We start from the raw sequence: 11,459 nt of genomic DNA on the forward strand, positions 1-11,459 counted from the left end.
GTCGAGGTTGAGCATCAGGCTTTGCGTCCCAGCATACGAGCCAGGGTCGCATCACGATCGATAAAGTGGTGTTTCAAGGCGGCCAGAGCATGCACTCCGGCAAAGATCACCAGGGCCCAGGCCAGGTACAGATGCACCTCGCCGGCCACATCCGCCTGGTCCGGCAGTCCGGAAACCAGGGCGGGAATTTCAAACAGGCCAAACACCGGGATCCCGACACCGTCTGCGGTGGAAATCAGGTAACCGGCAATCATCACAGCGAACAGACTGAGATACAGGAAGGCATGGCCGAAGGTGGCGCCCAGGCGCGTCAGGCGACCGTGGTTGGCCGGTGCCGGTGGCGGCGGGCTGACAAAGCGCCACAGCACCCGCAGCAGCATGACCGCGAACAGCGTCAAGCCAATGCTTTTGTGCAGGTCCGGCGCATCTTTGCGCCAGGCACTGTAGTAATCCAGGCCGACCATCCACAGGCCCAGGGCGAACAATCCAAAGACTGCCAGCGCCACACTCCAGTGCAGGAAAATGCTTACCCAGCCATAGCGGGAAGAAGAGTTACGTAGCTGCATCACTTAAATCCTGTAAGAACTGCTGCCCAAGACTATCGATTTAACTATCGAATTAAAGCGGAAATTTTCGCTTTGAAATATCGAGAAATACGATGTTGATCCTACGAACACTAAATTAACCAGGCATTAAGGTCTACGTGGGGAAAACGTGACAGACCGTCCTGCGGCCGCGATCAATTCGCCCTTCCAGGCATGCAATGGGTTGTGACACGGCCTGGCATTGCATAGGCTTGCGCGATTGTTTGCTCGCGTACTTAGAGCCGCCTCCAGGAGACTGAACATGGGCCTCAACAACCAGTGGATGCAACGCGATCTCGCGGTGTTATGGCATCCCTGCACCCAGATGAAAGACCACGAGCAGCTGCCGCTGATCCCGATCAAGCGCGGCGAAGGCGTGTGGCTGGAGGACTTCGAAGGCAAGCGCTACCTCGACGCGGTCAGCTCCTGGTGGGTCAATGTGTTCGGCCACGCCAACCCGCGCATCAACCAGCGCATCAAGGATCAGGTCGATCAGCTGGAGCACGTGATCCTCGCCGGCTTCAGCCATCAGCCGGTGATCGAGCTGTCCGAGCGCCTGGTGAAAATGACCCCCGAAGGCCTGACCCGCTGCTTCTATGCCGACAACGGCTCGTCGTGCATCGAAGTGGCGATGAAGATGAGCTTCCACTACTGGTTCAACCGCGGCCAGAAGGACAAGAAGCGCTTCGTCACCCTGACCAACAGCTACCACGGCGAAACCATCGCCGCGATGTCGGTGGGCGATGTGCCGCTGTTCACCGAGACCTACAAAGCCCTGCTGCTGGACACCCTCAAGGTGCCGAGCCCGGACTGCTACCTGCGCCCCGAAGGCATGAGCTGGGAAGAACACTCGCGCAACGTGTTCGCGGCCATGGAGCAGACCCTGGCGGAACACCACGCCACCCTCGCCGCGGTGATAGTCGAGCCGCTGATCCAGGGCGCCGGCGGCATGCGCATGTATCACCCGGTGTACCTCAAGCTGCTACGCGAGGCCTGCGACCGCTACGGCGTGCACCTGATCCACGATGAAATCGCCGTCGGCTTCGGCCGCACCGGCACGATGTTCGCCTGCGAACAGGCCGGCATCCGCCCGGACTTCCTCTGCCTGTCCAAGGCCCTGACCGGCGGCTACCTGCCGCTGGCCGCATGCCTGACCACCGACGAGGTCTACAGCGCCTTCTACGACGACTACCCGACCCTGCGCGCCTTCCTCCACTCCCACAGCTATACCGGCAACCCGCTGGCCTGTGCGGCGGCGCTGGCGACCCTGGATATCTTCGAGCAGGACAACGTCATCGCGAACAACCGGGCGCTGGCCCAGCGCATGGCCATCTCGACCGCGCACCTGGCGGACCACCCGCACGTCGCGGAAGTACGCCAGACAGGCATGGTGCTGGCCATCGAGATGGTCCAGGACAAGGCCAGCAAGACCGCCTACCCGTGGCAGGAACGCCGTGGCCTGAAAGTCTTCCAGCACGCCCTGGAGCGTGGCGCCCTGCTGCGTCCGCTGGGCAGCGTGGTGTATTTCCTGCCGCCCTACGTGATCACCCCGGAGCAGATCGACTTCCTCGCCGAGGTGGCCAGCGAAGGCATCGATATCGCCACCAGCGACAAGGTCAGCGTGGCGGTGCCCAAGGACTTCCACCCAGGCTTCCGCGATCCGGGCTGATAACCGCGCGAGCAAGCCCGCCCTCCGTAGGAGCGAGCTTGCTCGCGAAAAGCTCCGACTGACTGACACCGATCCAGAATTTTCCCCAGAGAACCACCATGAGACTGTCCCGCTTCTTTATCGACGCCCCCCTGAGCCTCGGCGAGCACGAACTGCCGGAAGCCCAGGCCCACTACATCGGGCGCGTGCTGCGCATGGCCGAGGGCGACGCGCTGCAGCTGTTCGACGGTTCGGGCAACGAATTTCGCGGCACCCTGCTGGAAGTCGGCAAGAAACGCGTGGTGGTCCGGCTCGATGAAAGCTTCGCCGGGCAGGTCGAGTCGCCGCTGCAGATCCACCTCGGCCAGGGCCTGTCCCGGGGCGAGCGCATGGACTGGGCGATTCAGAAAGCTACCGAGTTGGGAGTGAATGAAATCACCCCGATCTTCAGCGAGCGCTGCGAAGTACGGCTCAAGGACGAACGCGCCGACAAGCGCCTGGCCCACTGGCGCCAGGTGGCTGTCAGCGCCTGCGAACAATGCGGGCGCTCGCGGGTGCCGGTGATTCATCCGCCAGTGCTGCTGGCCGACTGGATCAAGCAGACCCAGGCCGACCTCAAGCTGGTGCTGCACCCGGTGGCCGAGCCGCTGGTGAGCCACGCCAAACCGGCGACCCTGGCATTCCTGATCGGCCCGGAAGGCGGTCTGTCCGACACCGAAGTGGACCAGGCCCAGGACGCGGGCTTCCTGCCGGCGCGCCTTGGGCCGCGGGTGCTGCGCACCGAAACCGCGCCGGTGGTAGCGCTGGCCGTGGCGCAGCAACTCTGGGGCGACTTCTAACCCCTTCTGTAGGAGCGAGCTTGCTCGCGAAAAACGGACTCAGCCAACGTAATTTCCACGTCCGGACGATCCAATCGCGAGCAAGCTCGCTCCTACGGAGGGGCCGATCACTCCACCGGATCGCTCACTGGCTTGGCGATGATGGCCTTCAACTCGCTGGTCATCGGAAATTCCAGGTTCAGGCCCTTGGGTGGAATCGGTTGTTCGAACCAGCGCTGGTAGATTCCGTTGATCTCCCCTGAGCGATACAGGTCCGCCAGGGTGCTGTTCACCAGTTCCAGGAACTGCGGATCGTCCTTGCGCACCATGCAGCTGTAGATTTCCCGCGACTGCTCCTCACCGACCACCACCCAGTTGTGCGGATCGCGGGCCTTGGCCCGTTCGCCGTAGAGCAGTGCGTCGTCCATGTAGAACGCCGCGGCGCGACCCGATTGCAGCATCTGGAAGGCTTCGCCGTGGTCTTTGGCGCTGATCACGAACATGTCGATCTTGTGCTCGACGTTATAGCTCTTGAGGAAGCGCTCGTTGGTGGTGCCGGCGGTGGTCACCACGTTCTTGCCGCGCAGGTCGGCGAAACGCTTGATCCCGCTGTCCCTGGCGGTCAGCAACTGGCCTTTGACGTAGATAAAGCCATAGGAGAACGCCACCTGCTTCTGCCGTTCGGCGGTCACTCCGGTGGAGCCGCATTCCAGGTCCACGGTGCCGTTCTGCACCAGCGGAATGCGCGTCTGCGACGTCACCAGGTTGTACTTCACCGCCAGTTGCGGCAGCGCAAGCTTGTCGCGGATGCGCTCAACGACCTTGCTCGCCAGGTCCACCGAGTAGCCCATGGGTTTGCCGCTGTTGTCACCCACGTAGGAAAACGGCACCGACGCATCGCGATAACCCAGGGTAATACTGCCGGCATTGGCGATCTTGCCCAGGGTGCCAGTCAGCGGCGCCTCGCTGGCGTACAGCGGGGAGCCGAGCAACAGGCCCAGGGTGCAGCCGAGCAACGTGATTTTTTGCATTGTTATTCTCCGTTGTGGGTGAAGGCGTTAGCGGCGAACCGCGATGACAGTGATTTCCACCAGGATTTCCGGACGCGCCAGCGCGGCCTGCACGGTGGTGCGGCTTGGCGCCTGGCCCGGGGACAGCCAGGCCGACCAGACCTCGTTCATCGCGGCAAAGTCCTGCTGGATGTCTTTCAGGTAGAGGGTCGCACTAAGCAGATGATCCTTGTCGCTGCCGGCCTCGGCCAGCAAGGCGTCGATCTTCGCCAGCACTTCACGGGTCTGGCCGGCGACATCGGTGGCCGGGCCCGGCACCTGGCCAGACAGGAACAGCAGATCGGCAAAGCTCACGACAGCGCTGAGGCGGTCATTGCTGTGGAGACGCTGGATGGTCATGGGACAACTCCTTGTACGCGGAAGAAATCAGGCGGCATGGGGCGCGAGGCCCTGCATGTCGATGGAAGGACGGCGCTGGCCGATCAGCTCGGCCAACAGCCGCCCGCTGCCACAGGCCAGGGTGAACCCCAGGGCGCCGTGGCCGAGGTTGAGCCACAGGTTGCGGTAGCCGGTGGCGCCAATCAGCGGTACGCCGCTGGGGGTCGCCGGGCGCATGCCGGCCCACTCGATGGCGGCATCGTAGTCGCCGGCGTTGGCGAAGGTTTCCCGGGCCTGGCGCTGCATCAGGGCCAGGCGCTTGGGGTCCAGGGACGGGTCGAAACCGACGATATCGACCATCGCCGCTACCCGCAGCTGCTGGCCGATCCGCGCGTAGACGATCTTGCGGTTGTAGTCGGTGATGCTGATCTCCGGCGCCCGGTGCCCCGAGCCGATCGGCACGCTGAGGCTGTAGCCCTTGAGTGGATACAGCGGCAGCTTCAGCCCGGGCAGCGCCAGCTCGCCACTGCGATGGCCGGCGGCGAGTATCAGTTGGTCCACCGCCAGCACCTCGGCGCCCAGCTCGATGGCCTGCACCTGGCCGCCCGCCTGACGAATACCGGTGACCTGGCGCCCCGTCAGCAGCTGGCAGCGACCGGAAGCCTGCAGCCGCGCCACCAGTTGCTGGCAGAAGGCGTGACAGTCGGCCACCTCTTCGTCCGGGGTGAAGATGCCGCCGACAAAGGGCACGCCGCCGAGGGTCGGCTCCAGTTGTGCGCATTCGCCAGCGGACAACACCTGTTGCTGGCGCGGATCGGCCAGTCCATGGCGGGCATGCTCGAAACTGGCGGTTTCGCGGAAAGTCACCAGCTTGCCGTTACGCCGCCAGTGAAAACCCTCGAGCCGATCCTCCTCGCGCCAGCGCTGCAAGGTGGCCTGGCTCAGCAGCGCCAGGCGCAGCAGGTGGGCACCGTTGCGCCGGTTGACCGAGCCGCGGCAGGCCGCCAGGAACCCGGCCATCCAGCGCCACTGCGCCGGGTCCAGGCGCGGGCGCAGCTTCAGCGGCGAATCGCCCCGCAGCATCCAGCCCAGCGCCTGCCAGGGCACGCCGGCATCGGCCAGCGGCGCCACGTAGCGGTACGACAGTTGGCCGCCGTTGGCGAAGCTGGTCTGGCTGGCGAAGGATTCGCGCGCCTCCACCAGGCTGACGTCGAACCCCTCGCGAACCAGGGCGTAGGCGCTGGCCAGGCCAATGACCCCGCCGCCGATGATGCAAACCCGCTGTGCCATGTCAGTCCTTAAACCTTGTTGAGCGGGCTTCAGGTTAGGACCAGGTGACAGGCCCGGGACAATGAATAAAGATGGACCACCCATAAACAAAGGTTATGGAATCATCATGCGACTGCGCCATATCGAGATTTTCCAGGCCATCCGCCAGACCGGCTCGATCAGCGGCGCGGCGCAACTGCTGCACGTCTCCCAGCCGGCGGTGACCAAGGTCTTGCAGCACGCCGAGCAGCAGTTGGGGTTCCCGCTGTTCCTGCGGGTCAAGGGCAAGTTGCAGGCCACCCCGGAAGCCCTGGAGCTGGAGCGCGAAGTCGACAAGGTCAGCGAAAGCCTGCAAGGGGTGCGACGCCTGGCCCAGAGCCTGCGCCGCGAGCCGGGCCACAGCCTGCGGATCGGCGCCACGCCGGCGCTGGCCCTGTCCTTGCTGCCGCCGGCCATCAACCAGTGGACCCGGCGCTACCCGGACATCGTCTGCGAGCTGTCCAGCGCCCACAGCCGCGAGCTGGTACAGAACCTGCTGATGCGCGAGATCGATGTAGCCCTGACCCTGCAGCGCCCGGATCATCCGGGGCTGACCGCCCAGGCCCTGGCCAGTGGGGTGCTGGTGGCGCTGGCGCCGCTGGATTACTGGCCCCAGGCGGCCAGGGGCACGCCGCTGCCGTTGATGGAATTGGCGGGGGCGCCCTTGATCGGCCTGTCCAGCGCCGACCCGCTGGCGGCGAAACTCGACGGTTACCTGAAAGCCGTGGAGCCGGCGCCCCGGGTCAGCATTGCCGTGCAGACCTACTCCCTGGCCCGGGCCATGGTCGAATCCGGGGCCGGGCTGGCGGTGATCGACCCCTTCACCGCCCTAGGCGCCTCCCCCGCCAGCACCGCGATTCGCCCGCTGACCCCGGCGCTGCCGATCACCCTGTATGCCGTGACCCGCGCGGCGGAGGCCCTGCCCCACACCTTGAGCAGCCTGCTGGAGATCTTCGGCGGCCGGGCGCAGGAACAGCTGGATCGGTTGATGACCGGGGATTGAGGCGGCCCTGCCGGGCCTTGTCGCGAGCAATCGAGCGTCTACCGGCTGCTCCTACAGAAGCACCTCGTACCTGTAGGAGCGAGCTTGCTCGCGATGAACGATAACGCGGTCGCCCGTCACAACACGTAGAAAAAGATCGCCACAAAGTGCAGCAAACTGCCGGCGATCACGAACAGGTGCCAGATCCCGTGGGCGTGGCGCAAACGGCTGTCGAGGACGAAGAAGATGATGCCGACGGTGTAGAGCACCCCGCCCGAGGCCAGCCAGGCAAAGCCGGCGGGGCCCAGGGCCGCCAGCAGCGGCTTGACCGCCACCAGCACGATCCAGCCCATCACCGCGTAGATCACGATGGACAGGATGCGCGCCTCGGAGCGCGGCTTGATCTCCTGCAGGATGCCGATCAGCGCCAGCCCCCAGACGATCCCGAACAGCGTCCAGCCCCAGGGCCCGCGCAGGGTCACCAGGCAGAACGGCGTATAGCTGCCGGCGATCAGCAGGTAGATCGAGAAGTGATCGACCTTCTGCATGATGCTTTTCGCCCGCCCGCGCACGCTGTGGTACACCGTCGAGGCGCTGTACAGCACCAGCAAGGTGAAGCCGTAGATCGCCACGCTGACAATTTTCCACGGACTGCCGTCGAGGCAGGCCAACACCAGCAGCCAGATCCCCCCGACCAGTGCCGCAATCGCTCCCACCAGATGCGTCCAGGCGTTGAGTCTTTCCCCGTGATACATGTGCCACTCACCTCCCAAGGCGGAAAATCTGCGCAAGGCTCAGGCCTGCAGCCTGAAAGCGCAATGTTTGCGAATAAAGCTATGGACGAAAAAACCTCCAGCCAAGTCATGACCCGGCAGGCACAATCGGAGCATTCGAATAAGAGCGCCCATCATGCTGATCGATGAAGAGTTGACCCTGAAAAAGCTCGAAGTGTTTCTGGCGTTCATGCGCACCGGCAACCTGGCGCGTGCCGCCGCCGAGTTGCAGACCAGCAATGTCAGCGTGCACCGGGCCATTCACTCCCTGGAAAGCGCCCTGCGCTGCCCGCTGTTCAAGCATGAAGGACGCAACCTGACGCCGCTGGAGAGCGCCTTCGTCCTCGAAGAACGGGCACAGAAGCTGATCCAGGACGTGCTCGAAAGCGTGCGCCTGACCCGCGAAGCCGCCGGGTTCTCGGCGGAGCGCTTCAAGCTCGGCTCCCTGTATTCATTGACGGTGAAGACCGTGCCGCAGCTGATCATGGGCCTGAAACTGCGCCGCAGCGAGCTGAATATCGACCTGATCCTCGGTTCCAACATCGACCTGTTGTACAAGCTGAAGAACATGGAAGTCGACGCGATCCTGGTATCGCTGGACGACAGCGTCAGTGACCCGGACTGCGAGCAGATCCCGCTGTTTTCCGACGACATCTTCCTCGCCACGCCGGCCGATTCGCCGTTCGCCCAGCAGGCGGAAGTCGACCTCAGCGATGTGCGCGACGCGACCTTCATCACCCTGACCCAGGGCTTTGCCACCCATCAGGACGGCGTGCGGGTGTTCAAGCAGGCGGGGTTCGAGCCGAAGGTGGCGATGCAGGTCAACGACATCTTCACCCTGCTGAGCATGGTCAGCTCGGGGGTGGGCTATGCCCTGCTGCCGGGAAGGATTGCCGCGGTGTACGAAAACCGCGTGAAACTGATTCCGCTGCAGGCGCGCTACCGGCTGCAACAGCATATCGGCGTGGTATTCCTCAAGGCCAAGGAGCGCGACCCGAACCTGCTGGCGCTGCTGGCGGAGTGCCGGATGTATGCCAACCGGCAGGACACATAACGCACGGTGTTTACAAGAACGCTATCGCGAGCAAGCTCGCTCCTACAGGGGATCACACCGTACCTGTAGGAGCGAGCTTGCTCGCGATGAGGCCAGCCGCCCTACCCCACCAACCCGCGCACGATGAAGAACAGCAACGAAGGCCCGAGCAGGCAACCCAGCCCGGTATGGAAGGTCGCGGTCAGCGCGCCGTAGGGCACCAGGCGCCGGTCGGTCGCCGCCAGGCCCGCGGTCACCCCGCTGACGGTGCCGGCCAGGCCACCGAAGACCATCGCCGAACGCGGGTTGTCCAGGCCCATCCAGCGCGCCGCCATGGGCGTGCCGACCATCACCAGGATCGCCTTGATCAGCCCCGTGGCGATGGACAGCGCCACCACATCGGAACTGGCGCCGATCGCCGCCCCGGTCACCGGGCCGACAATGTAGGTCACCGCGCCGGCGCCGATGGTGGTCATGCTCACCGCATCGCGATAGCCGAAGGCCCAGGCGATGCTCGCGCCGACAATGAACGGCAGCACCGTGCCGAGAAACAGCGCGATGGCGCCGATCATCCCGGCCTTGCGCGCCTCGGTGGCCTGCACTTCGAAGGCCGTGGCGACAATCGCGAAGTCCCGCAGCATGGCGCCGCCCATCAGGCCGATGCCGGAAAACAGCGCCAGGTCCGCCAGGCCCTTTTGCCCACCGGTGATGGTGCCGCCGACCCAGGCCAGCACAAGGCCGATGACGATGGCGATGGCCGAACCGTGTACCCGGCCGAACGTCAGGCGCTTGGACAGCAGCACCGAGACCCACATGATCACGCCGACGAAGGCGAAGGCGGTGACCAGGCCGTTGTGTTCCAGGCCTTTCTCGATCAGATCCCACATATCAGCGTCCCCCTGCCGCAGCGGCGCCAGGGGCGACACTGTCCGGTTCGTCCGGCAACGGTTCGCCTTTGTTGGTGCGGCTGATCAGGGCGATGGTGCCACCACAGAGCAGCACCGAACCGATGGCCGCCAGTACCGCCACCGGGCCGCCGTGCAGGGCGGTCACCACGTTCTGTTGCGCGGCCATGGCCACCACCACCGGGATGTACATGGCGCCCCAGAAGCCGACGCCCATCTCGCAGTCCTTGGTCATGCCACCGTGCCTGTGCATCCACAGCCGCGCGCAAATCAGCAGGATCATGGCGATGCCCACCCCGCCGACGTTGGATTTCACCCCCAGCAGGACGCCGAGCATGTCACCGATAATCACCCCTGCCAGCGTACAGATCGCCAGCAGCGCCACACCGTAAATAATCATTGTTGTAGTCCTCAAAGTGCATCGTCGAAGTTGTTGTTCTTGTGCTTCGCCAGCTTGAGTCGGTGTCTAGGGTTGGCGGCTTCCCTCCTCACGCAACAGCGCTTGCAGGGTGTCGAGCCGGGCACCGTCACAGGCAATCACGGTGCCTTGCTCGAACACCCGGCGCGCCAGAGCGGTCAACACCGCACCGGGCGGCAGTTCGATCTGTAGCCGCACGCCGCGCTCGTAGGCGCTTTGCACGGTGCCGCGCCAATCCACCACCCGGCACATGTTGAAGGCCAGGTCGTCGCGCAACTGCTCTGGCGTGCGCAGCGGCCGCGCGCGGCTGCCGCTCAGGTAACCCAGGCGCGGCGGCTGCAGCGTCACCCTGGAGAAGGCCACGGCCAGGACCTGGGCCGGCTGCTCCAGCAGCGGGCAATGGGACGGCACGCTGACCGCCAGGCGCTTGGCCACCCCGACACCGCAACTCCGGGCCAGCTCGGCGACCTGGGCCATGGCGGCATCGCTGCCGGCGATCACCACCTGGCTATCGGCATTGATATTGGCCAGGTACACCGGGTTGTCCGGGCTGTGCACCCGGGCCAGCAAGGCCTCCACCGTCGCCAGCTCCAGGCCGATGATCGCGGTCATGCCATAACCCTGTGGATAGGCCTGCTGCATCAGCTCGCCGCGCAGGCTGACCAGACGCAGCGCATCGCCAAAATCCAGGGCCCCGGCCACCACCGCGGCGGGATAGGCGCCAATCGACAGGCCCGCCACGTAATCCGCGCCCGGTCCATTTTCCAGCAGCACCCGGGCATTGGCCACGCCGGCGATCAGCAGGCACAGCTGCACCGCCCGGGTACTCGCCAGGGCCTGGGGCGAATCCAGGGCCAGGGCATCCTCGCCCAGGACTTCGCTGGCCTGTCGCAGGCAGGCGTCCGCCAGGGCGCTGGGCGGCAGGCGATGCAACATTCCCGGCTGCTGCGCGCCCTGGCCTGGAAACACCAGTAGGCTGCTCACGCCACCTGCTCCAGGGCCTGCCACGGATCGCTGACCAGACGCGCGCCACTGGCGCTTTTCAGCAGCACCCGCGCCGAAGTCCCGGCCCACTCGCGCAGAGCCACGGCGCCGTTGGGCGTCTGCAATTGCAGGTCCACCGGGCAAACGGCGGCGTCGAGCAGAGCCAACAACGCGCGGGCCTGGGCCCGGTCCATGGGCTGCGCAGTGCGCAGGATCAGGTCCAGGTCGCTCTGCCGATGCAACGCCGGCACGCCGCTGGCCAGTTCAAAACCGGCGCTGCCGCTGACACCCCAGGCGAGGCCAAGGGCATCCAAAGGTTCACGCAACCGGGCCAGTGCCTGGAGCGCTGGCCAGGCCCGCTCCGACTCGACATAACGCAGCTCTTCCGGGCGCACCCGGCGCTCGATGGCCGCCACCGCCATCAGCGTCCCGTAGCGCTGCTCGCGCAGCCGCCCACGCACGCCCACCGCCACTTGCCCGGCCGCGGCCACCGCTCGACGCACCACCACCGGTTGCCCGGCAGCCATGGCCGTCACCGCCCAGGCCGGGGCATCGGCGGGCAACTGTTGCGGGGTCAAGCCCCACAGCAGGTCATGGGGCAGCAAGGCGCTGGTCATG

13 protein-coding genes are annotated in these 11,459 nt (G+C 65.3%); 4 read left to right on the forward strand and 9 right to left on the reverse strand.

The window, feature by feature from the left end; all coding sequences use genetic code 11:
* Positions 1–14: 14 nt before the first annotated feature.
* The gene (locus J4D28_RS21170; protein WP_016704248.1) at positions 15–566 is read right to left on the reverse strand and encodes a cytochrome b; all 552 of its coding nucleotides are present in this window, start codon (positions 564–566) and stop codon (positions 15–17) included.
* Between the two features lie 280 nt (positions 567–846).
* Between J4D28_RS21170 and J4D28_RS21175 the strand changes: the two genes are divergently transcribed.
* Together J4D28_RS21175 and J4D28_RS21180 are read left to right on the forward strand one after the other, a co-directional pair.
* A complete protein-coding gene (locus J4D28_RS21175; RefSeq protein ID WP_028684177.1) occupies positions 847–2,253 on the forward strand; it encodes an adenosylmethionine--8-amino-7-oxononanoate transaminase in 1,407 nt (468 codons plus the stop codon).
* Positions 2,254–2,351: 98 nt separating this feature from the next.
* Positions 2,352–3,071, forward strand: a complete 720-nt coding sequence (locus J4D28_RS21180; protein WP_009051289.1) for a 16S rRNA (uracil(1498)-N(3))-methyltransferase — start codon at positions 2,352–2,354, stop codon at positions 3,069–3,071.
* A gap of 107 nt (positions 3,072–3,178) precedes the next feature.
* Here J4D28_RS21180 and J4D28_RS21185 read toward each other — a convergent pair whose 3' ends face one another.
* From J4D28_RS21185 to J4D28_RS21195, 3 genes are read right to left on the reverse strand one after another with little or no spacing between them, the layout of a single operon-like run.
* Entirely contained in the window at positions 3,179–4,081 is a 903-nt protein-coding gene (locus J4D28_RS21185; protein WP_009051290.1) for a transporter substrate-binding domain-containing protein, read from the reverse strand.
* Positions 4,082–4,108: 27 nt separating this feature from the next.
* Positions 4,109–4,459 (reverse strand): RidA family protein, encoded by a 351-nt coding sequence (locus tag J4D28_RS21190; protein ID WP_028684176.1) that lies wholly within the window; start codon positions 4,457–4,459, stop codon positions 4,109–4,111.
* Between the two features lie 27 nt (positions 4,460–4,486).
* Positions 4,487–5,728 (reverse strand): D-amino acid dehydrogenase, encoded by a 1,242-nt coding sequence (locus J4D28_RS21195; protein WP_028684175.1) that lies wholly within the window; start codon positions 5,726–5,728, stop codon positions 4,487–4,489.
* A gap of 106 nt (positions 5,729–5,834) precedes the next feature.
* Here J4D28_RS21195 and J4D28_RS21200 point away from each other — a divergent pair, with 106 nt between their 5' ends.
* On the forward strand, positions 5,835–6,749 hold the full coding sequence (locus J4D28_RS21200) for a LysR family transcriptional regulator (protein WP_009051293.1): 915 nt from the start codon (positions 5,835–5,837) through the stop codon (positions 6,747–6,749).
* A gap of 116 nt (positions 6,750–6,865) precedes the next feature.
* Here J4D28_RS21200 and J4D28_RS21205 read toward each other — a convergent pair whose 3' ends face one another.
* Positions 6,866–7,483, reverse strand: a complete 618-nt coding sequence (locus J4D28_RS21205) for a hemolysin III family protein (protein WP_103331455.1) — start codon at positions 7,481–7,483, stop codon at positions 6,866–6,868.
* Positions 7,484–7,637: 154 nt separating this feature from the next.
* Here J4D28_RS21205 and J4D28_RS21210 point away from each other — a divergent pair, with 154 nt between their 5' ends.
* Positions 7,638–8,555 carry a LysR substrate-binding domain-containing protein gene (locus J4D28_RS21210; protein WP_009051295.1) on the forward strand — a complete coding sequence of 306 codons (918 nt, stop codon included), beginning with the start codon at positions 7,638–7,640 and terminating at the stop codon, positions 8,553–8,555.
* A gap of 101 nt (positions 8,556–8,656) precedes the next feature.
* Here J4D28_RS21210 and madM read toward each other — a convergent pair whose 3' ends face one another.
* From madM to J4D28_RS21230, 4 genes are all read right to left on the reverse strand, one after another.
* Positions 8,657–9,421: a malonate transporter subunit MadM gene (gene madM / locus J4D28_RS21215; RefSeq protein WP_009051296.1), complete on the reverse strand. Its 765-nt coding sequence runs from the start codon at positions 9,419–9,421 to the stop codon at positions 8,657–8,659.
* Position 9,422: 1 nt separating this feature from the next.
* Positions 9,423–9,839: a malonate transporter subunit MadL gene (gene madL / locus J4D28_RS21220; RefSeq protein ID WP_028684174.1), complete on the reverse strand. Its 417-nt coding sequence runs from the start codon at positions 9,837–9,839 to the stop codon at positions 9,423–9,425.
* Positions 9,840–9,905: 66 nt separating this feature from the next.
* A complete protein-coding gene (gene mdcH, locus J4D28_RS21225; RefSeq protein ID WP_009051298.1) occupies positions 9,906–10,841 on the reverse strand; it encodes a malonate decarboxylase subunit epsilon in 936 nt (311 codons plus the stop codon).
* A complete protein-coding gene (locus J4D28_RS21230) occupies positions 10,838–11,458 on the reverse strand; it encodes a malonate decarboxylase holo-ACP synthase (RefSeq protein WP_103331454.1) in 621 nt (206 codons plus the stop codon). Before J4D28_RS21230 ends, mdcH begins: the two co-directional genes overlap by 4 nt.
* Position 11,459: the final 1 nt, after the last annotated feature.

This window comes from Pseudomonas sp. GW531-T4 (assembly GCF_017349615.1).
Lineage (GTDB): Bacteria > Pseudomonadota > Gammaproteobacteria > Pseudomonadales > Pseudomonadaceae > Aquipseudomonas > Aquipseudomonas chlororaphis_I.